This is a genomic window from Actinophytocola sp., from assembly GCF_035762905.1.
Lineage (GTDB): Bacteria > Actinomycetota > Actinomycetes > Mycobacteriales > Pseudonocardiaceae > DASYTH01.
In genome coordinates, this window is record NZ_DASUCC010000131.1 from 90,031 (window position 1) to 111,091 (window position 21,061).

The 21,061-nt window shown below is 70.5% G+C and carries 15 protein-coding genes; 3 read left to right on the top strand and 12 right to left on the bottom strand.

Annotated features, from left to right (window positions below):
* Positions 1–32 precede the first annotated feature (32 nt).
* Positions 33–1,172 (top strand): prolipoprotein diacylglyceryl transferase, encoded by a 1,140-nt coding sequence (gene lgt / locus VFV67_RS28245; protein WP_414636364.1) that lies wholly within the window; start codon positions 33–35, stop codon positions 1,170–1,172.
* A gap of 258 nt (positions 1,173–1,430) precedes the next feature.
* Here the strand turns inward: lgt and VFV67_RS28250 are convergent, their stop codons facing one another.
* From VFV67_RS28250 to VFV67_RS28300, 11 genes are all read right to left on the bottom strand, one after another.
* A complete protein-coding gene (locus VFV67_RS28250; protein WP_326473701.1) occupies positions 1,431–2,501 on the bottom strand; it encodes a diacylglycerol kinase in 1,071 nt (356 codons plus the stop codon).
* On the bottom strand, positions 2,498–3,289 hold the full coding sequence (locus tag VFV67_RS28255; protein WP_326473702.1) for an SDR family oxidoreductase: 792 nt from the start codon (positions 3,287–3,289) through the stop codon (positions 2,498–2,500). The genes VFV67_RS28250 and VFV67_RS28255 overlap by 4 nt, the downstream gene beginning before the upstream one ends.
* A 20-nt stretch (positions 3,290–3,309) precedes the next feature.
* Entirely contained in the window at positions 3,310–4,086 is a 777-nt protein-coding gene (locus tag VFV67_RS28260) for an ABC transporter ATP-binding protein (protein WP_326473755.1), read from the bottom strand.
* A gap of 124 nt (positions 4,087–4,210) precedes the next feature.
* Positions 4,211–5,248, bottom strand: a complete 1,038-nt coding sequence (locus VFV67_RS28265; RefSeq protein WP_414636365.1) for a FecCD family ABC transporter permease — start codon at positions 5,246–5,248, stop codon at positions 4,211–4,213.
* Positions 5,249–5,255: 7 nt separating this feature from the next.
* Positions 5,256–6,221 (bottom strand): ABC transporter substrate-binding protein, encoded by a 966-nt coding sequence (locus tag VFV67_RS28270; RefSeq protein ID WP_326473703.1) that lies wholly within the window; start codon positions 6,219–6,221, stop codon positions 5,256–5,258.
* Positions 6,222–6,267: 46 nt separating this feature from the next.
* Entirely contained in the window at positions 6,268–7,281 is a 1,014-nt protein-coding gene (locus tag VFV67_RS28275; RefSeq protein ID WP_326473704.1) for a LacI family DNA-binding transcriptional regulator, read from the bottom strand.
* 24 nt (positions 7,282–7,305) lie between these two features.
* On the bottom strand, positions 7,306–8,676 hold the full coding sequence (locus VFV67_RS28280; RefSeq protein ID WP_326473705.1) for a GH1 family beta-glucosidase: 1,371 nt from the start codon (positions 8,674–8,676) through the stop codon (positions 7,306–7,308).
* A complete protein-coding gene (locus VFV67_RS28285) occupies positions 8,673–9,518 on the bottom strand; it encodes a carbohydrate ABC transporter permease (protein ID WP_326473706.1) in 846 nt (281 codons plus the stop codon). The genes VFV67_RS28280 and VFV67_RS28285 overlap by 4 nt, the downstream gene beginning before the upstream one ends.
* 9 nt (positions 9,519–9,527) lie before the next feature.
* Positions 9,528–10,412, bottom strand: a complete 885-nt coding sequence (locus VFV67_RS28290) for a sugar ABC transporter permease (RefSeq protein WP_326473707.1) — start codon at positions 10,410–10,412, stop codon at positions 9,528–9,530.
* A 110-nt stretch (positions 10,413–10,522) separates the two neighbouring features.
* On the bottom strand, positions 10,523–11,812 hold the full coding sequence (locus tag VFV67_RS28295; protein WP_326473708.1) for an ABC transporter substrate-binding protein: 1,290 nt from the start codon (positions 11,810–11,812) through the stop codon (positions 10,523–10,525).
* Between the two features lie 139 nt (positions 11,813–11,951).
* Positions 11,952–13,385, bottom strand: a complete 1,434-nt coding sequence (locus VFV67_RS28300) for a glycoside hydrolase family 16 protein (RefSeq protein ID WP_326473709.1) — start codon at positions 13,383–13,385, stop codon at positions 11,952–11,954.
* A gap of 442 nt (positions 13,386–13,827) precedes the next feature.
* On the opposite strand from VFV67_RS28300, the gene gltB reads away from it, so the two are divergent.
* Together gltB and VFV67_RS28310 are read left to right on the top strand one after the other, a co-directional pair.
* On the top strand, positions 13,828–18,405 hold the full coding sequence (gene gltB / locus VFV67_RS28305) for a glutamate synthase large subunit (RefSeq protein WP_326473710.1): 4,578 nt from the start codon (positions 13,828–13,830) through the stop codon (positions 18,403–18,405).
* A complete protein-coding gene (locus VFV67_RS28310; protein ID WP_326473711.1) occupies positions 18,398–19,915 on the top strand; it encodes a glutamate synthase subunit beta in 1,518 nt (505 codons plus the stop codon). Before gltB ends, VFV67_RS28310 begins: the two co-directional genes overlap by 8 nt.
* Before the next feature lie 58 nt (positions 19,916–19,973).
* On the opposite strand, the gene VFV67_RS28315 is transcribed toward VFV67_RS28310, so the two are convergent.
* A complete protein-coding gene (locus tag VFV67_RS28315; RefSeq protein ID WP_326473712.1) occupies positions 19,974–21,044 on the bottom strand; it encodes a hypothetical protein in 1,071 nt (356 codons plus the stop codon).
* Positions 21,045–21,061: the final 17 nt, after the last annotated feature.

Below are 21,061 nucleotides of genomic sequence, written 5' to 3' on the forward strand. Positions count from 1 at the left end.
CGGTCGCGGATGGGCTTGAGTCGCCCATTACGGTGAGCGCCGTGCTGACTGCCTCGAGTGCCTTGCTGGCCAGCTTCCCGAGCCCCGACCGGGGCGTGTGGCATATCGGCCCGATCCCGATCCGTGCTTACGCGCTGTGCATCATCGCCGGCATCATCGTGGCGATCTGGTGGACCGAGCGCCGATTCGTCGCGCGCGGCGGGCAGCCCGGGACCGTGATCGACGTGGCCGTGTTCGCGGTGCCGTTCGGCCTGATCGGCGGCCGGCTCTACCACGTCGCCACGGACTACGACCGGTACTTCGGGCCGGGCCGCAACCCGATCGACGCGTTCAAGATCTGGGACGGCGGGCTGGGCATCTGGGGGGCGATCGCGCTCGGCGCCGTGGGTGCCTGGATCGGCTGCCGGCGCCGCGGGGTGCCGCTGCCGGCGCTGGCCGACGCGGCGGCGCCGGGCATCGTGGTGGCGCAGGCCATCGGACGGCTCGGCAACTACTTCAACCAGGAACTCTTCGGCGGCGACACCACCCTGCCGTGGGGCCTGGAGATCTACCGCCGGGTGAACGAGCAGGGTGATCTCGACCCGCTCGGCGGCGTGGCGATCAGCAACATCCCCGAGCGCATCGTCCACCCGACGTTCCTCTACGAACTGCTGTGGGACCTCGCGGTGGCCGCCCTGGTGGTGTGGGCCGACCGCAAGTTCCGCCTCGGGCACGGCCGCGCGTTCGCGCTCTACGTCGCCGGCTACACCGCCGGCCGGTTCTGGATCGAGCTGATGCGCACCGACCCGGCCAAGGACATCCTCGGCATGCGGGTCAACGCCTGGGTCTCGATCATCCTGTTCATCGGCGCCGTCGCCTACTTCGTCTGGGCCCGCAAACTCGGCCCGCGCGAGGACCTCGCCGCCCTCACTGCCCCACCCACCGAGGACACCGAGCCCGCCGCCGCCGACGACGCCGACGAGGCGGACAAGCCGGCCGGCGACACGGCCTCCGACACCGAGCCGGACCAGACCGAGCCCGACAAGACCGAGCCGGAAGAGTCGGAGCCGAAGTCGGAGTCGGAGTCGGAGCGGACCCCGGTCGCCGAGGCCGAGGAGGAACCGGCCAACGTCCCCGCCGGCAAGCCCGCCGACGCCGGCGACGACAAGCCCACCGAAGACCCCAAGCCGTAACCCGGCGCCCGCGCGGCTGCGCCGCGCGGGCGCGGCGCAGCCGCAGCGCCCGCAGACCGCCCGATGGGCCGACGCTGCTGCCCGGAGCCGGCGACTCGGCGGTTTCGAGCCGGCGACCCGCTTGCTGTAACTGCCATCTCGGGTGCTCGAGTCGGCAACTCGGCGGTCGCCGAGCAGGCGATTCGCTTGCTGGAACTGGAAACTCACCGGCCCGGAACGGCAGTTCGGTTGCTGGAGGCGGTGGTTCGCCGAGGTGGGTCAGGGGGTTACCAGGCCGCGGCCGGTGATCAACGGCAGGTCGAGGGCGGTGAGCAGGCCGGGGGGTGCGGCGACGACCGCCGGGATCGCGTTGACCAGGCGCATGGCGGTGGCCTTGAGGCCGGCGGTGTTGTGGTCGCCGTCGGAGCCGAGCAGGCGCAGGTCCAGGGTGTAGTTGGGTTCGCCGGTGATGGTCACCCGATAGCAGCCGGCGCCGGCCGGTTGCGGCCAGTCCGGGCCGAGGTCGGGGTGCAGGCGGGTGACGTGTTCGAGGACGCAGACGGCGCGGGCGCCGACCATGCCCCGCACCTCGAAGCGGAGTGCGGCGGCGGTGCCCGCTTCGATGCGACCGGCGGACACCGGGATCGGGAACGGTGCGGGGAGGCGTTCGTAGGACTCCTCGACCCGGTCCAGGGTCACGCCGAGGCCGGCGGCGAGCTGGCGCACCACGCTGCCCCAGGCCAGCGACAGTACGCCGGGTTGGAGCAGCAACGGCTTGTCGTCCAAGGGTTTGCCGAAGCCCATGATGTCGAACAGCACCTTGGCGTTGTCGTAGGTGCTGTAGTCCAGGATCTCCAGGCAGCGGACCTCGTCGATGCGCTCGCACACCGCGGTGAGGACCAGCGGGAGCCAGTCGTTGGCGAAACCGGGGTCGACGCCGTTGACCCACAGGGACGCGCCGCCCTCGACGGCGGCGGCGCGCAGCGGGTCGGTCACCGAATCCGGCACCACGCCGGCCGGGAACTGGAGGAACACCGGCGAGCTGGACACCACGTTGATCCCGGCACGCAGGAACCGGGCCAGGTCCTCGCACGCCTCCATCAGCCGGTCGTCGGCCATCGCCGCGTACACCACGCAGTCCGGCCGCAGGGCGATCAGCGCGTCGGCGTCGGCGGTGGCCGCGACACCGAGCGTACGGCCAAGACCGGCCAGCTCGCCGGCGTCCCGGCCCACCTTGTCCATTGTGGACACCCAGACCCCGGCCAGGGTCAGGTCCGGCCGGGCGTCGATCCCGGCGATCGCGTGCCGGCCCACGTTTCCGGTGCTCCACTGCACCACCCGGTAGGTCACGACAGGTCCGGCAGGCCGAGGTCGAGGTTGGGTGCCTGGGTGCCGCCGTCGACCTCGATCACCTTTCCGGTGACGAAACCGCCGGCGGGGGAGGCGAGCCAGAGCACGGTGGCCGCGATCTCCTCGACGTTTCCGATCCGCCGCAACGGGGTCGCCTGTTCCATCCGCTGCCGGATCTCGTCGTTGGTGAGCACGATCGACAGCGCCGAGGTGGCCACCGAACCGACCGCGATGGCGTTGACCCGGATCCGCGGCGCCAGGTCGAACGCGGCCAGCTCGGTGAAGTGCGCGAGCGCCGCCTTCGCCGTGCCGTAGGCCAGAAAGCCGCGCCCGCTGACCCGGCCCATCACCGAGGAGATGTTGACCACCGCGCCGCCGCCGTGCTCCAGCATGACCGGCACGGCCGCGCGGGTGAGCGCGTGTGCGGTGCCCACGTTGAACCGGAACGCCTCCTCGAGGAAGTCCGGCTCGGTTTCCAGGAACGGCCGGGGATAGGTGCCGCCGACGTTGTTGACCACGATGTCCAGCCGGCCGAACTCGGCATTGGCAGCGGGCGCCAGCGCCGCCGCGGCGTCCAGCGACGACAGGTCGGCCGGCACGACCAGCGCGCGCCGCCCGGTTTCGGCGATCCGCTTGGCCACCTCGGCCAGGTCGCTCTCGGTGCGCGCGGAGATCACCACGTCCGCGCCGGCTTCGGCAAGTGCCACCGCCGTCGCCGCCCCGATCCCGCGCCCGGCGCCGGTCACGACGGCGACTTTGTCGCTCAACCCGAACAGATCCAGGATCACGCCGGAAACCGTAACACGTTCTATTCGGTCCGGGAGGGGGCGACGACCAGGTGTCCGCGGACCGTGCGCAGCACCTCCACCTCGGCCGCATAGTGCCGGTGCACCACCGCGCTGGTGAGCACCTCGGCCGGCGTCCCGGCAGCCACCACCCGGCCGCCGTCGAGCAGCAGCAGCCGGTCGGCGTACTGCGCGGCGAAGGTCAGGTCGTGCAGCGTGCTCACCACCGTCGTGCCGTCCTCCGAGCGCAGCCGGTCGACCAGGTCCAGCAGCGCCTGGGCGTGGCCGATGTCCAGGCCGGTGGTCGGCTCGTCGAGCAGCAGCAGCCCGGCCTGCTGGGCCAGCACCCGAGCCAGCACCGCGCGTTGCCGCTCCCCGCCGGAGAGCGTGCGCAGCGCCCGGCCGGCCAGCCCGGACAGGTCCAGCCGGGCCAACACCTGCTCCACGATCTCCAGGTCGGCCCGGCCCTCCCGAGCCAGCGGACCCAGGTGCGGGGTGCGGCCGAGCAGCACGTAGTCGGTGACGGTCAGGCCCTCGGGCAGCACCGGAACCTGTGGCGCGTAGCCGATCCGCCTGGCCCGCTCGCGCGCGCCGAGCGCCGCCGCGGGCGCACCGTCGAGCAGGATCTCCCCGGCTCCGCGGACCAGCCCGGCGATCGCCTTGAGCAGGGTGGACTTGCCGGCCCCGTTCGGTCCGATGACGGCCAGCCAGCCACCCGCCGACACCTCGGCGCTCACCCCGGCGACCACCGGGTCCGCGCCGTACCCGGCGCTCACGCGGTGCAGCGCAAGCGCGGTCACGGTGTTCATGGTTCGCTCCCGCTCGGCCGCTGCTGGTGCCGGCTTCCTTCGTGCGCTGCTCGCCGCTCGTTCCTCGCGGCTGCGCTGCTCCTCAGTCCAGCCGGCACCGCGGCCTCCCGTCCGCTCACGGCAGCCCCCGGCGGTTCATCCGCAGCACCAGGATGAAGAACGGCGCCCCGGTGAACGCCGTGATCACCCCGATCGGCAGCTCGGCCGGGGCGAACGCGGTCCGCGCGATCTCGTCGGCCGCGATCAGGAACGCGGCGCCGCCGACCAGCGACAGCGGCACCACCACCCGGTAGCTCGCCCCGGCCAGCAGCCGCATGATGTGCGGCACCACGATGCCGACGAACCCGATCAGCCCGCTCACCGCGACCGCGGCGGCGGTGGCCAGCGACGCGGCCAGCAACACGACCAGCCGCACCCGGCCCGGCCGCACGCCGAGCGAGGCCGCTTCGGCGTCGCCGACCGCCAGCACGTCCAGCAGCCGGGCGCACAGGCACAGCACCACCGCCGACAGCGCGATGTAGGGCAGCACCAGCAACACCTCGTGCCAGCCGGACGTGGACAGCCCGCCGAGCATCCAGGTGTAGACCTGCTCGATCGTGTCGGTGTTGAGCTGCTGGGCGAAGGTCTGCACGGCGGTGAGGAACGCCGCCACCGCGATCCCGGCCAGCAGCAGCACCGCCGGCCCGCCGCCGGCCGAGCTGCCGAGCAGCCAGGTCAGCCCCACCCCGCCGAGCGCCCCGGCGAACGCGGCCAGCGGCAGCGGGTCGACCAGCCAGCCGGTGGTCTGCGGCGCGGCGACCACGACCAGGGTGGCCGCCATGCCCGCCCCGGCCCCGGCACCGAGCAGGTACGGGTCGGCAAGCGGGTTGCGGAACACGCCCTGGAACGCCGATCCGGCCACCGCGAGCGCGGCACCGACCAGCCCGGCAAGCACCACCCGGGGAACCCGGATCTGCCAGACGATGGCGGCCTCCTGCGCGGACAGCGGGGAGGTGCCGCCGGTCACCTGGGCGATCAGCTCGCCGGCCACCCGGGTCCAGCCGAGACCGGCGGCCCCGATCAGCGTCGCGCTGACCATCACCGCGACCAGCACGAGCACCGCCACCGCGAGGGTGACCGGGGCCAGCCGGGTGGGGCGGGTCAGGTTCGCCACCGGTGACTCAGCCGGCCTTGCCCACCGCCGCCGCGACCGCGCGCACCAACTCCACGATCCGCGGCCCCCAGCGGGAGGCGAGGTCGTCGTCCAGCTCCACCACGTTGCCGGTGCGCACGGCCTTGATCGTGTCCCAGCCCGGCCGGGCGGCGACCGTGCCGGCGTTCTGCCCGCAGCACCTGGTGTCGGCCAGGAAGATCAGGTCCGGGTTCGACCGGACCACGTGCTCGGTGGACAGCTTCGGATATCCGCCGGACTCCGCCGTGTCGGCCGGGTCGGCGATGTTGGTCAGCCCGAACAGCCCGTACACCTGGCCGATGAACGTCTTCGAGGTCGCGGCGAAGAGCTGGGTGTCCAGCTCGTGGTAGTAGCTCAGCTGTTTGCGGGGCGTCTCCGCGACGATCTTCTCGATCTCACTTCGGGAGCCGCTGGCCAGCTTCTCGGCCTCGTCGGAGTGTCCGGTCGCCGCGCCGAGCACCTGGAACTGCGCCCAGACGTCCTTGAGGTCGGCGGGGGCGGGCAGGAACAGCACGGGTGTGTCGAGCTTCGCCATCCCGGCGGCCAGATCGTTGGCGTCGTGCTGGGCGATCACCAGGTCGGGCCCGTAGTTGGCGATCGCCTCGATGTTCGGGGTCAGGCCGGACAGCGTGGTTTTCGGGGCCTCGGCGGGAAAGTTGGACTGGTCGTCGACGGCGACCACCTGTTTTCCGGCGCCGACCGCGAACAGCGCCTCGGTGCTGCTTGCCGACAGCGAGATGATCCGCTCGGGCCGGCGCTCGATGGTGATCTGGTTGCCGTCCGGCGTCGGGATCCGCACCGGGAAGCCCTGGGAACTCGCGGTGGCGGTCGACCCGCCGGCCGGAGCCGCCGGTTCCTCACGGTTGGCGCAGCCGGCCGTGGCGACGGCCAGCAGCAACGGAACTACCACGGCGAGGCGTCGCGCGCGCCCGCGCTGGGTGGGGACTGTGGACAAACCTGCACCTCACGGTCGTCGGGCTGGCAACCGACGCTATCACCGGCTAGGCGGAGTCCCGCTCGACAAGCTCTGTGGGGAGTACCACGGGTCCGCCGGTGGGGTGGCCGCCGATCTGGATCAGCAGCAGTTCGGTCATGGTGCGGGCCTGCTCGACGATGGGCTGGCGGATCGTGGTCAGCGCCGGCTCGGTGTGCTGGGCCAGCTCGATGTCGTCGTAGCCGACCACCGCCACGTCGTCCGGGACGCGGCGACCGGCGGCGCGCAGGGTGCGCAGCGCCCCGACGGCCATCATGTCGTTGGCGGCGAACACGGCGTCCAGGTCGGCCGCCCGGTCCAGCAGCTCGGCCATGGCCTGCTCGCCGGAGGTGCGGGTGAACCGGCCGTAGGCGACCTGGCCGGCCGCCTGTCCGGCTCTGGCCAGGGCCCGGTGGTAGCCGGTGAGCCGGTCGGTGGCGGCGGTCATGTCCGGCGGCCCGGCGATCGTGGCGATCCGGGTGCGCCCGGCGGCGACCAGCCGCTCGGTGGCCAGCTGCCCGCCGCCGACGTTGTCGCTGTCCACGTAGACCAGCCCGGAGATCGGGCGGTCCGGGCGCCCGCCGACCACGGTGGGCACCCCGGCCCGGATCAGGACCTGCGGCAGCGGGTCGTCGGCGTGCATGGATGCGAGCAACACCCCGTCCACGTGACCGCTGCGCACGTAGTCGGCCAGCCGCTCGTGCTCGGCGTCGTTCTGCGCGTTGACCAGCACAAGCTGCACGCCGGTGCCGGTCAGCGCCTGGCTGGTGGCGATGATGATGCTGGCCAGGTAGGGGTCGGCGAGCACGGTCGCGTCCGGTTCGCGCAGCACCAGCGCGATCGAGTCGGTCCGCCGCTTGACCAGGCTGCGCGCCGCCCGGTTGGGCACGTAGCCCAGCTCCGCGATGATGCGGTCGACCAGGTCCTTGGCCTCCGGCGACACCCGGGGCGAGCCGTTGATCACCCGGGACACCGTCGCCCTGGACACCCCGGCCGCCGCGGCCACCGTGTCCAGGGTCGGCTGCTGCCGGTGCTCGGTCATGCCGCAGTCACCTCGCAAGCTCGCTCACTGCTTCAACCCGTTCGCTCTGATCACCTCGCGGTACCAGTGGGCGCTGTCCTTCCACACCCGGCGCTGCGTCGCGTAGTCCACGTGGACGATGCCGAACCGCTTCGAATAGCCGTAGGCCCACTCGAAGTTGTCCAGCAGCGACCAGACGAAGTATCCCCGAAGGTCGACGCCGGCCTCGATCGCGTCGTGCACCGCGGCCAGGTGCTCGCGCAGGTAGGCGATCCGTTCCGGGTCGCGCACCGCGCCGTCGGAGTTGACCAGGTCGTCGAACGCCGCGCCGTTCTCGGTGATCATCAGCGGGATGCCGGGGTACTCGGTGTGCACCCGGTGCACCAGCGCGCGCAGGCCGCCGGCGTCGATCGGCCAGCCCATCGCGGTGGCCGGGCCGGTCGACTCGACGAACCGCACGTCGGCGCAACCCGGCCAGGGCGACGGCCCATCCGGCCCGGTGCCGCCGCCGTCGACCAGGGTCGGCGCGTAGTAGTTGACCCCGAGCACGTCGATCGGCGCGGCGATGGCCGGCTCGTCGCCGGACCGCACGAAGCCCCAGTCGGTGATCTCGTCGGTGTCGGCCAACAGGTCGGCCGGGTAGCGGCCGCGCAGCAGCGGGTCCAGGAACAGCCGGTTGCCGAGGCCGTCGATCCGGCGCACCGCGTCCGCGGCGGCGGGGGTGTCGCTGGCCGGCTCGACCGCGTGCAGGTTCAGCGTGATCGACACCTGGGTGCCGGCCGGCAGCGCCGCGCGCAGCGCCGCCGTGCCGAGGCCGTGCGCGAGCAGCAGGTGGTGGGCCGCGCGCAGGGCCAGCGCGGGGTCGGTACGCCCGGGGGCGTGCACGCCGGCCGCGTAGCCGAGGAACGCCGAGCACCACGGCTCGTTCAGCGTGGTCCACAGCGGGACCCGGCCGCCAAGCCGGTCGGCCACCAGCACGGCGTACTCGGCGAACCGGGCGGCGGTGTCCCGGGCGCCCCAGCCGCCGGCGTCCTCCAACTCCTGCGGCAGGTCCCAGTGATAGAGCGTGAGCACCGGCCGGATGCCGTGCTCGAGCAGCGCGTCGACCAGCCGGTCGTAGTGGTCCAGCCCGCGCGGGTTGGCCGGGCCGCGCCCGCCCGGCTGCACCCGCGGCCAGGACACCGAGAACCGGTACGCCGGCAGGCCAAGCTCGGCCATGAGCGCCACGTCTTCCCGGAAGCCGCGGTAGTGGTCGGCGGCCACGTCCCCGGTGTCGCCACCGCTGACCTTGCCCGGGGTGTGCGAGAACGTGTCCCAGATGGACGGTCCGCGGCCGTCGGCGGCGGTGGCGCCCTCGATCTGGTACGCCGCGGTCGCCGCGCCCCAGAGGAACCCCGGTGGAAACGTCCTGGTCATCCCTTCACCGCCCCCTGCATGATGCCTCCGATGATCTGCCGGCCGAGGAGCAGGAACACGATCAGCATGGGGAAGGTGGCGATCACGGTTCCGGCCAGCACCAGCGAGTAGTCGACCTCGATGCCACCCGCGGTGTTGGCGATGGCCACCTGCACCGTGGGGTTCTGCGTGTTGAGCAGGATCAGTGGCCAGAACAGGTCGTTCCAGTAGGTGATGAAGGTCAGCAGGCCGAGCACGGCCGCGCCCGGCCGGGCCACCGGCAGCACCACGTTCCAGTAGATCCGCCAGGTGCTTGCTCCGTCCACCCGGCCGGCCTCGAGCAGTTCGGTGGGCATGGCCGAGGACAGGAACTGGCGCATGAAGAACACGCCGAACGCGGTCACCAGCGCCGGGACGATCACGCCGCGCAGGTCGTTGGCCCAGCCGAACCACTGGGTGACCATGATGTACAGCGGGATGATCGCGAGTTGGGTCGGCACCAGCATGGTGGCCACGACCAGACCGAACAGCGCGCCCCGGCCGCGGAAGCCCAGCTTGGCGAAGGCGAAGCCGGCCAGCGTCGAGGTGATCACCACGGCGACCGTGATGGTGCCGGCCACGATCGTCGAGTTCACCAGTGCCAGGCCGAAGTTGCCCTGCTCGTATGCGGCGGACAGGTTGTCCCACAGGTTTCCGCCGGGCACCAGCGGCGGCGGGTAGGCGCCGACCGCGGACTGGTCCCGGGAGGAGACCACGACCGACCAGTACAGCGGAAAGGCGGAGATCACCACGACCGCGATCAGCAGCGCGTACACCGGCCACTTGGCGGCGTCGGCCGGTCCCACGACTCGTCGTCTGGCCATTGCGCGCTCCTATCCGTCCGCCGAGCGGATCCGGCGGACCAGCAGGAAGTTGACCAGCACGATGACCACGGTGATCAGGAACAGGGTCCAGGCGATCGCGGCCGCGTAGCCGTACCGGCCGTTGGTCCAGAACTGTTGGTACAGATAGAGAACGACGGTCTGGAACTCGCGTTCCGCGCCGCCGTTGTGGTTGCGTGTGGTGTCGAACAGGAACGGCTCGACGAACAGCTGCAACGCGCCGACGGTGGACACGATGGCGGTGAAGATGATCGTCGGACGCAGGCTGGGGACGGTGATCGACCACAGCTGCCGCCACCGGCCGGCGCCGTCGATCGCCGCGGACTCGTAGAGGTCGAAGGGAATGGTCTGCATCGCGGCCAGGTAGATCAGCGCGTTGTAGCCGGTCCAGTGCCAGGTCACCATGACCGACACCGCGAACCAGGACGCGGCTTTGCTTGCCCGCCAGTCGATCGGGGCGTCGGTGAACGGCGAGAGCACCCAGTTCAGCAGCCCGAAGTCCCTGGCGAAGATCTGGTTGAAGATCAGGGCCACGGCCGCGACCGAGGTCACGTACGGCACCAGCACGCCCATCCGCAGGAACAGCCGGCCGCGCAGCCGGTAGTTGAGCAGATGCGCGATGCCCAGTGCGAGCAACAACTGCGGCACCGTGGAGACCAGCCCGATGCCCACCGTGTTGAGCAGCGCGTTCCAGAAGTTGTCGTCGGAAAGCAGTGCCCGGTAGTTGTCCAGACCGACCGAGACGTCCTCGCTGCCCGGCCGGCGGGGGCTCCACGCCGTGGTCGAGATCAGCGCGGTGTAGATCATCGGGAACAGCCCGAACACCCCGAACAGCAGGAAGAACGGCGCGACGTAGAGGTACGGCGAGCCGTTCACGTCCAGCCGGTAGAGCCGGGACCGCCAGACCTGCCGGCGGGGGCTTCTCGGTGGACTCGCGGGCCGCCACCGGAGGCGTTCCGGTGGCGACCCGCGAAGCGCGCTGCGGGTCATCCGGTTCCCGTCGCGGCCTTGATGTCGTTCATCGCGTTCGTCCAGGCCGTGTTGGGATCGGTGCCCTGCTCGACGCTGTTCAGCGCGTCGGAGAAGGTTTGGCCGATGATGCCGCTCTGCGGGCCGACCACCTGCGCCGGCGCGTTGGCAAGGGAGGCCGGGAAGATCTTGCCGGCCGGCGCGTTGGCGAAGAAGTCGGAGACGAAGTCGGCGACCTCGGGCATCGTCCAGGTGCTCTTCTGGCTGGGGAAGTTCCCGATCGTCTTGAAGATCTTGACGTTCTGCTCGGGCGCGGTCAGCCACTTGGCGAGTTCCACCGCGGCCGCGGTGTTCTTGCCCTGGCTGGGAACCGTGACGTAGGAGCCGCCCCAGTTGCCCGAGCCGCCGGGGATCGTGGCGATGTCCCACTTGCCGGCGGTCTGCGCGGCGTTGGACCTGATGTAGCCCATCATCCAGGCCGGGCAGGTCACGGTGGCGAACTGGCCCTGCTGGAAGCCGGTGTTCCACTCCGGGGTGAACTCGGGCAGCGCCGCGGACTGACCGGCCTTGATCGCGCCGACGGTCAGGTCCCAGGCGGCGCGGACCGCCGGGTTGCGCTCGACGATCAGCTCACCGGCGCCGTCGTAGAAGGTCTCCTTCTCGTTGCCGAGCACGCCGGTGAACACGTGCCCGCCCGCGTCGAACCACTTGACGTTGGCCGGGGCCCGGCTCAGGAACCGGTTGCCGGTATCCACGTAGGCTTGCCAGGTCCGCCACAGCGCGGACACCTCGTCCCGGTTGGTGGGCAGGCCGGCCTGGGCGAACAGGTCGGTGCGGTAGCACATGGCCAGCCCGCCGATGTCGGTCGGCAGCCCGATCAGCGCCTTGTGGTCCGCTGTGGACGCTCGCGCGACGATGGCCGGGGTCCACTGGCCGGCGTCGACGCCCTGGTCGAGGTAGTTGACGAACTTGTCCGGTTGCCCGACGTAGCCGGCGATCTGCCCGACCTCGATCACCTCGAGGTCCGCGGTGCCGCTGCCGGCGGTCAGCCGGGCCTGCAGGTTCTGATGGTGGGCGCCGAAGTCGCTGCGGTTCTCGACGATCTTGACGTTGGTGTGCGTCCGCTCGTACTCGTCGTAGAGGGACCGGTCGGCGGGCAACGAGAAGTTGTCGCCGAAGACGTTGATCGTCAGGGTGACGGGCGCGTTCGGGTCGCCGCCTGAATCGCCGCCGGACGAGCAGGCCGCGAGGGTCAGGGCGGTCACGGTGAGCAACCCGACCAGCGCGCGTCGCTGTGCACTGCGCATGGATGCCTCCTGAGGGCGTGAGAGCGCTCTCACGGTATTGCCTCTGTCAAGACCAGCCGCCGGAACCGGCTCCCGCGCCGGGAGGCAGCAGGGAGCGGGAGCCGGTCCGGCGCCCCCGGTCAACGGATCGGACATGTCCTCAGTGGCCGAAGGTGAACCAGTTGACGTTGACGAAGTCCGCCGGCTGACCACTGGTGAACGTGAGGTACACGTCGTGCACCCCGGTGACCGGGCTGATGTTCGCCGGCACCGTGCGCCAGCTCTGCCAGCCGCCGGTGTTGGCGATGGCGAAGCTGCCGACCGGTGCGTTGCTCGGGCTGTCCAGCCGGACCTCGACCAGGCCGCTGACCCCGCCGCCGGCCCCGGACGCCACCCTGGCCACGAACTGCCTGGCCGGGTTGGCGCTGAAGTCGATCCGGTTGTAGCGGGTCCAGTTGCCGTTGTTGACCGCGCCGATGTTCTGCCCGCCGCCGGTGTCGGTGGTGCCCTCGACGATGACCCCGTTCTGCTGCTGGAAGCTCTCGGCCTGCAGGGTCGTGTAAGCGTTCCCACCGCCCCCGCCGGGTGGCGGAGTGGTGGTCGTCGTGGTCGGCGGCGGGGTGCCGCCACCGCCCCTGGTCCACACCGCGACGTAGTCGACGATCATCGGCACGCCGGGCACGGTGGCCGCGGTCGGGGTGCCGATTCCGGCCACGCCGTTGGGGAATCCGCCGCCCATCGCGACGTTGAGCAGGATGAAGTAGCCGGCGTGGGTGGTCATGTTGTTCCAGGTGCCGGCGTCGAACTGGTTCTGGTTGATCTGGTGGTACTGGGTGCCGTCCACGTACCAGCGCAGTTGTTGCGGGGAGATGCTGGCGTCCCACTCGAACCGGTAGGTGTGGAAGGCCGACTGGCAGGACGAGCCCGGGCAGGCCCGGTTGGCGCCGATGCCGTTGAACTCGTTGCACGGCCCGCCGGGTGCCACTCCACAGTGGAGCACGCCCCACACGGAGTTGATCCCGTTGACGTTCTCCATGATGTCGAACTCGCCGACCGCGGGCCAGTTGAAGGTGCCCCGGTACGGTCCGCCGAGCGCCCAGAACGCCGGCCAGTAACCGAGTGCGGCGTTGCCGGTGATGTTGGGCATCTGGATGCGGCCCTCGATCCGCATGACGCCGCCGGACGGCGGCCGGAAGTTCGCCCGTTGCGTCTCGATCCGGGCCGAGGTCCAGTTGCCGGCGCCGTCCCGGCGCGGCGTGATCCGCAGGTTTCCAGTGCCGTCAAGGGATACGTTCTGTGGACTGTTGGTGTAGCTCTGGATCTCGCCGGTGCCCCAGTTCGGCGGGCCACCGGGGTAGCTGTGCCCGATGTCGAAGATCCAGTTGGCCCCGGATGGCAGGGAACCGTTGGGGCCGTTGAAATCGTCGGCGAACGAGAGGGTCCAGCCGGCCGGTGGCGGCGGCACGTCGGCCTGGGCCGACATGGTGAGTGGGACGGTGACGAGCAGGGCCGCGGCGGCCGCGCCGAGAGCGAGCCGCCACGCTCGGCCAGACCGCCGGGCCGCCGGCGGGGAGTGCAGGGTTGGGCCGGGCATGGGTGACCTCCTTGTCAACCCGAGGGATGCCAGCAGGGTGTTTGTTGCTGCGAGCAACAAACTAGAGCAATGAAAGCGCTCTCACGACGGGTTGTCAATGCCTGGCCACCCTGAGCCATCGGCCGGACCACGAAACGATCATGGGCGGCCGGCGCGGCCGCCGAACGTCCAGGTAGACCGAACAGTGACCAGCGCCGCACATCCGAAATCGGGGCGCGCGAGTTATCCTGAGGTTACGTGGGATCGCCCGAACATGGACGTTCGGCGCTGTATCGCTTGGATCATGGCCGACGTTACGTCCGTGACAACAATTCAGTCGCTCGATGGGTGCCTACGCGTTTCGCGGCTGTTAAGCTCAGGTCAACACGCGGGCCACCGGAGTCCCGCGCCCAGGAACCGGTTCGCCGAACTGAGCGCGAGGACGACTGAGGGAGGTCGACGCGTGATGTACTCCGCCTTCCCCACCCCCCAGGGGCTCTACGATCCCGCACAGGAGCGGGATTCCTGCGGTGTGGCCATGGTTGCCGACATCCGCGGTCGTCGCTCGCACGGCATCGTCGCGGACGGTCTCACGGCGCTGGCCAACCTCGAACATCGCGGCGCCGCCGGCGCCGAGCCCACCAGCGGCGACGGCGCGGGCATCCTGATCCAACTGCCCGACGAACTGCTCCGGGCCGAGGTGGACTTCCCGTTGCCCGAACCGGATCCCAACGGCGCGCACACCTACGCCACCGGCATCGCCATGCTGCCCGCCGATCACCAGCAGCGCACCGAGGCGGTCGAGCTGGTCGAGCGGATCGCCAAGGAGGAGGGCCTGGTGCTGCTCGGCTGGCGGGAGGTGCCGGTCGCGCCCGCGCTCGCCGAGGTCGGACCGACCGCCCTGTCGGTGATGCCGCACTTCGCCATGCCGTTCGTCGCCGCGCAGGCCGACCGGGGTGGACGGTGCCGCAGCGGCATCGACCTCGACCGGATCGCCTTCTGCCTGCGCAAACGGGTCGAGCGGGAGAGCGCGACGGCCGGCTGCGGCGTCTACTTCCCGTCGCTGTCCGCCCGGACCATGGTCTACAAAGGAATGCTGACCACCGCGCAGCTGCCGGTGTTCTTCCCCGACCTGACCGACGAGCGGCTGGCCAGTGCCATCGCCCTTGTGCACAGCCGGTTCTCCACCAACACCTTCCCGTCCTGGCCGCTCGCCCACCCGTTCCGGTTCGTCGCGCACAACGGTGAGATCAACACGATCCGGGGCAACCGCAACCGGATGCGCGCCCGCGAGGCGCTGCTCGCCTCCGATCTGGTCAGCGGCGACCTGAGCCGGCTGTACCCGATCTGTGACCCGGACGGCTCCGACTCCGCCTCCTTCGACGAGGTGCTCGAGCTGCTGCACCTCGGCGGCCGCAGCCTGGCGCACGCGGTGCTGATGATGATCCCGGAGGCGTGGGAGAACCACACCACCATGGATCCCAAGCGGCGCGCCTTCTACCAGTTCCACTCCAGCCTGATGGAGCCGTGGGACGGTCCGGCCAGCGTGACCTTCAGCGACGGCACGGTGGTCGGCGCGGTGCTCGACCGCAACGGCCTGCGCCCGGCCCGCTGGTGGCGCCTTGCCGACGACCGGGTGGTGCTGGCCAGCGAGACCGGCGTGCTGGACGTGCCGCCGGAGCAGGTCGTGGCCAAGGGCCGGCTGCAGCCCGGCCGGATGTTCCTTGTGGACACCGCGGCCGGCACGATCGTGGACGACGACGAGATCAAGGCCGAGCTGGCCGCCGCCCTGCCGTACGAGGACTGGGTGCACGCCGGCCTGCTCAAGATCGCCGACCTGCCGGACCGCGAGCACGTCGTGCAGACCCACGAGTCGGTGCTGCGTCGCCAGCTCACCTTCGGTTACACCGAGGAGGAGCTGAAGATCCTGCTCACCCCGATGGCGCTGACCGGGGCCGAGCCGATCGGGTCGATGGGCACCGACACCCCGCCGGCCGCGCTGTCCAAGCGGTCCCGGCTGCTCTACGAGTACTTCAAGCAGAACTTCGCGCAGGTGACCAACCCGCCGCTGGACGCCATCCGCGAGGAGATCGTCACCTCGGTGCAGCGCATCATGGGCCCGGAGCAGAACCTGCTCGAGCCGGGACCGGCCTCCTGCCGGCACATCCAGCTGCCCTACCCGGTGATCGACAACGACGAGCTGGCCAAGCTGATCCACGTCAACGACGACGGCGACCTGCCCGGCTTCGCCTGCACCGTACTGCCCGGTCTGTACGAAGTGGACGGTGGCGGGCCGGCGCTGGCCGCGGCGATCGAACGGGTCCGCCGGGAGGCCTCCGAGGCCATCGCGGCCGGCGCCCGCACGCTGGTGCTCTCCGACCGGGACTCCGACCACCGGATGGCGCCGATCCCGTCGCTGCTGCTGGTCTCCGCCGTGCACCACCACCTGGTGCGCACCAAGGAGCGGCTGCGCGTGGCACTGGTCGTGGAGACCGGCGACGCCCGGGAGGTGCACCACATCGCGTTGCTGCTCGGCTACGGTGCCGCGGCGGTCAACCCGTACCTGGCCTTCGAGACCATCGAGGACCTGCTCACGCACGGCGCGATCACCGGGATCGAGCGGCACACCGCGGTTCGCAACTACGTCACCGCGCTGGTCAAGGGCGTCCTCAAGATCATGTCCAAGATGGGCATCTCCACCGTCGGCGCCTACACCGCGGCGCAGGTGTTCGAGGCGTTCGGGCTGGCCGGCGAGGTGCTCGACGAGTACTTCACCGGCACCATCTCCAAGCTCGGCGGGGTCGGGCTGGACGTGATCGCCGCCGAGGTCGCCGCGCGGCACCGCCGGGCCCACCCGGACAACCCGGCCGGGCGCGAGCACCGCCGGCTCGAGGTGGGCGGCGAGTACGCCTACCGGCGCGAGGGCGAGCTGCACCTGTTCACGCCGGAGACGGTGTTCCTGTTGCAGCACGCGAGCAAGACCCGCAGGGCGGACGTGTACCGCAGGTACACCGCCGAGGTGGAGCGGCTCAACCGGGAGGGCGGCGCGCTGCGCGGCATGTTCCGGTTCCGCTCGACGTCCGAGACCGGACGCGAGCCCGTTCCGATCGACGAGGTGGAGCCGGTCGAGGCGATCCTCACCCGGTTCAACACCGGCGCCATGTCCTACGGCTCGATCAGCGCCGAGGCGCACGAAACCCTTGCCATCGCGATGAACCAGATCGGCGGGCGGTCCAACACCGGCGAGGGCGGCGAGGACGCCGACCGGCTCTACGACCCGCGCCGCCGCTCGGCCATCAAGCAGGTCGCAAGTGGACGGTTCGGCGTCACCAGCGAGTACCTGGTCAACGCGGACGACCTCCAGATCAAGATGGCCCAGGGCGCCAAGCCCGGGGAGGGCGGCCAACTGCCGCCGAACAAGGTCTACCCGTGGATCGCCCGCACCCGGCACTCCACCGCCGGGGTCGGGCTGATCTCCCCCCCGCCGCACCACGACATCTACTCGATCGAGGACCTGGCCCAGCTCATCCACGACCTGAAGAACGCCAACGAGCACGCCCGCATCCACGTCAAGCTGGTCAGCGAGGTCGGCGTGGGCACGGTGGCCGCCGGGGTCTCCAAGGCGCACGCGGACGTCGTGCTGATCTCCGGTCACGACGGCGGCACCGGCGCGTCCCCGCTGAACTCGCTCAAGCACGCCGGGACACCGTGGGAGATCGGCCTGGCCGAGACCCAGCAGACGTTGATGCTCAACGGGTTGCGCGACCGGATCACGGTTCAGGTGGACGGTGCGATGAAGACCGGGCGGGACGTCATGGTGGCCGCGCTGCTCGGCGCCGAGGAGTACGGGTTCGCCACCGCGCCGCTGATCGTCGCCGGCTGCGTGATGATGCGGGTCTGCCACCTGGACACCTGTCCGGTCGGCGTGGCCACGCAGAACCCGGAGCTGCGCAAGCGCTACACCGGCCAGGCCGAGCACGTGGTCAACTACTTCCGGTTCGTCGCCCAGGAAGTGCGGGAACTGTTGGCGGAGCTCGGGTTCCGCACCATCGACGAGGCCGTCGGGCACGCCGAGATGCTGGACGTGGACGACGCGGTCGAGCACTGGAAGACCGGCGGGATGGACCTGCGGCCGGTGTTCGACGTGCCGGCGACCCGGTACGAGGGAGCCCGGCGCCGGGTGCGGCCGCAGGACCACGGCCTGGAACACGCGCTGGACCGCACGCTCATCCAACTCGCCGAGGCGGCGCTCGAGGACGCCCATCCGGTGCGGCTGGAACTGCCGGTGCGCAACGTCAACCGCACCGTTGGCACCCTGCTCGGCTCCGAGGTGACCCGGCGCTACAACGGGCAGGGGCTGCCGCCGGACACCATCCACATCACCCTCACCGGGTCGGCCGGCCAGTCGCTCGGCGCGTTCCTGCCCGCCGGCATCACGCTGGACCTGATCGGCGACGCCAACGACTACGTCGGCAAGGGCCTGTCCGGCGGGCGGATCGTGGTCCGGCCGGCGCCCGAGGCGCCGTTCGCCGCCGAGCAGCAGGTGATCGCCGGCAACGTGATCGGCTACGGCGCCACCGGCGGCCAGTTGTTCCTGCGCGGCCGGGTGGGGGAGCGGTTCTGTGTGCGCAACTCCGGCGCGGTGGCGGTTGCCGAGGGCGTCGGCGATCACGCGTTCGAGTACATGACCGGCGGCCGCGCGGTGGTTCTCGGCCCGACCGGGCGCAACCTGGCGGCCGGCATGTCCGGCGGCATCGCCTACGTGCTCGACCTCGACCCGGCGCTGGTCAACATGGCCATGGTCGACCTGCAGCGGCCGGGCGCGGAGGACCTGCGCTGGCTGCGCGAGACCGTCGAGCGGCACTGGCAGCTCACCCAGTCCGCCGTGGCCGCGTCCCTGCTCGGCGACTGGACCAGGCGGGCCAGGTCGTTCACCAAGGTGATGCCGCGCGACTACCAGCGGGTGCTCGAGGCGGCGCGGATCGCCCGGGCCGAGGGCCGGGACGTCGACGAGGCGGTCATGGAGGCATCGCGTGGCTGACCCGAACGGATTCATGAAGCACCCCAGGCAGGATCCGCCCAAACGGTCCAAAGTGGACCGATTGGCGGACTGGCGTGAGGTGTACGTCGAGCTGGACCGCGGCGAGCGGGACCGGCAGGTCCGCACCCAGGCCGCCCGGTGCATGGACTGCGGCATCCCGTTCTGCCACTCCGGCACGGCCGGCTGTCCGCTGGGCAACCTGATCCCGGAGTGGAACGACCTGTCCCGGCGCGGGGAGTGGGAGGACGCCAGCGACCGGCTGCACGCCACGAACAACTTCCCGGAGTTCACCGGACGGCTGTGCCCGGCGCCGTGCGAGTCGGCCTGCGTGTTGTCGATCACCCCGGAGGCCGGCGGGCCGGTGGCGATCAAGCGGATCGAGCAGGCGATCGCGGACATCTCGTGGGACCGGGATCTGGTCCGGCCCCGGCCGGGCTCGGTGTCCACCGGTCGCCGGGTCGCCGTCGTCGGCTCCGGCCCGGCCGGTCTGGCCGCCGCGCAACAGCTCACCCGCGCCGGTCACGAGGTCACCGTGTTCGAACGGGACGACCGGCTCGGCGGCCTGCTGCGCTACGGCATCCCCGAGTTCAAGATGGAGAAGAAGGTCCTCGACCGCCGGCTCACCCAACTGCGGGCCGAGGGCACCCGGTTCATCACCGGCTGCGAGGTCGGCGGCACCGGGCCCGGCGCGCTGTCGGTCGCCGATCTGCGCGCCCGGTTCGACGCGGTCGTGCTGGCCGTCGGCGCCCTGCGCGGCCGCGACGCCGACCTTCCCGGCCGGTTGCTCGGCGGCGTCCACCTCGCCATGGACCACCTGGTCCCGGCCAACAAGGAATGCGAAGGCGACGGCCCGACGTCGATCTCCGCCGCCGGCAAGCATGTGATCATCATCGGCGGCGGCGACACCGGCGCCGACTGCTACGGCACCGCCACCCGGCAGGGCGCCCGCTCGGTCACCCAACTCGACCAGTACCCGCGCCCGCCCGACGTGCGCGACGACGACCGCAGCCCCTGGCCGGTGTGGCCGTGGATCCTGCGCACCTATCCCGCGCACGAGGAGGCCGGCTCCCGCCGCTTCGCCGTGTCCGTGGAACGCTTCGTCGGCGACGACTCCGGCAACGTCCGCGCCGTCGAGCTCCGCGAAGTCAAGGTGCACAAGGATCCGGTGACCGGCGCCCGCGAGGTCGTCCCCGTCGGCGACCACGTGGAAACCCTCCCCGCCGACCTGATCCTGCTGGCGATCGGCTTCGCGGGCGTCGAACACCTCCCCCTCCTCGGCGGTCTTGGCATCACCCTCAATCCCCGCGGCGTCATCTCCTGCGGCCCCGACTGGCAGACCTCCGCCCCCGGCGTCTTCGTCTGCGGCGACGCCCACCGCGGCGCATCCCTCGTCGTCTGGGCCATCGCCGAAGGCCGCTCAGCCGCCCACGCCGTTGACGCCTACCTCATGGGCGCCTCCGACCTCCCATCCCCCGTCCACCCCACCGCCCTCCCCTTGGCAGTGGTATAGAAACGACCAAGTGGAACCCCCGGCTCCGTTGAGCCGTACGGCCACCCCGCTCCACGAGCTATCCTCGGGCGAATTCCTCTGGCCGGTAGTCCTTGCCACGGCGGAGGGCTACCCAATTGGTGTCATAATCGATTTCGGTGCCATCGAGTGCTTCTGCGAGCCATCGAGTAGCTATCACCGTTCCGGAGTCGCGAACACCGAATATGAAAAGCGTCCTGGAGTCTAAGCCCACTGCGCAACAGCCGACCGTTTCATCGTCGTCGCAATGAACCACTCGTTGGCCGCCCGCGACTACTTCCCAGCCATTTCCCAGTGAATCAGTGAGGTCGCACTCCAAGGCGACGAAGGGTTCCAGGGTCGTCCGGACGAGTGGGCCTCCAACGACAACTCGCATGCCTTCCTTGGCTTCGTCGCTTGCCCCGATGGTAATCGCAGCCAAAGGGTCGGCGCATTTCGTACGTTCCAGCAGTTGGTGACGAATTTCCAGGGCGCAGGCCACATCGGCGGCACTGAGCCGGGAACTGGCGAGTATGTGAACCTCGCTCTTGACGAGCTGACGAAGTGCGTCCGTGAGACGCGGCCGGTCGGATACGGTATCGGGTGTCAGATCTCGTTGGGAGCGCATTAGCTTCTTGTCGCGGCGCCAACGAAATTTCGTCAGCATCGCGCGAGCAAAGCTGTGCCCGCCGTAGTATGCCAGCCCGGCAACTATCACTGGCCCCAAGAAGAGTAAACCCAATGATGACTCGAACGGCACGAGTGCTAATGATCCGAATGTGCCGATAACGCCAATCTCGGCGGCTACCCGGTTGCATGCATCTGTCAAATCTCCCAAGCGAATTCGGTATTCACGAACAATACTCTTCCGATCTCGACCGGTGGTGATCAGTTTCAGGCCATCCGATAACTCAAGAAGAGGGCCTGCGGGCGGAAGCTCGAGCTCCTCCAGTTCGCCTTCAAGACTCCTAAGTATATATTCGTATCGTTCCAGCCAGGTTCGCCACGGAAGAACGACATTTCGAAGCGCGCCTCGGCCGGTTAGATACTGCGTAAACCGTCCATGTAACCAACGTTCGCAGGCTGCAATCTCTCGAGCAGTCGCCCCGGGTCGTGATAGTACGAACGCCATTAACCGATCGAGAAGTT

Coding starts and splice junctions, on each gene's coding strand:
- VFV67_RS28295 (WP_326473708.1), bottom strand. CDS start 11,812: ATGCGCAGTGCACAGCGACGCGCGCTGGTCGGGTTGCTCACCGTGACC.
- VFV67_RS28285 (WP_326473706.1), bottom strand. CDS start 9,518: ATGGCCAGACGACGAGTCGTGGGACCGGCCGACGCCGCCAAGTGGCCG.
- VFV67_RS28300 (WP_326473709.1), bottom strand. CDS start 13,385: ATGCCCGGCCCAACCCTGCACTCCCCGCCGGCGGCCCGGCGGTCTGGC.
- VFV67_RS28280 (WP_326473705.1), bottom strand. CDS start 8,676: ATGACCAGGACGTTTCCACCGGGGTTCCTCTGGGGCGCGGCGACCGCG.
- VFV67_RS28275 (WP_326473704.1), bottom strand. CDS start 7,281: ATGACCGAGCACCGGCAGCAGCCGACCCTGGACACGGTGGCCGCGGCG.
- VFV67_RS28315 (WP_326473712.1), bottom strand. CDS start 21,044: ATGGCGTTCGTACTATCACGACCCGGGGCGACTGCTCGAGAGATTGCA.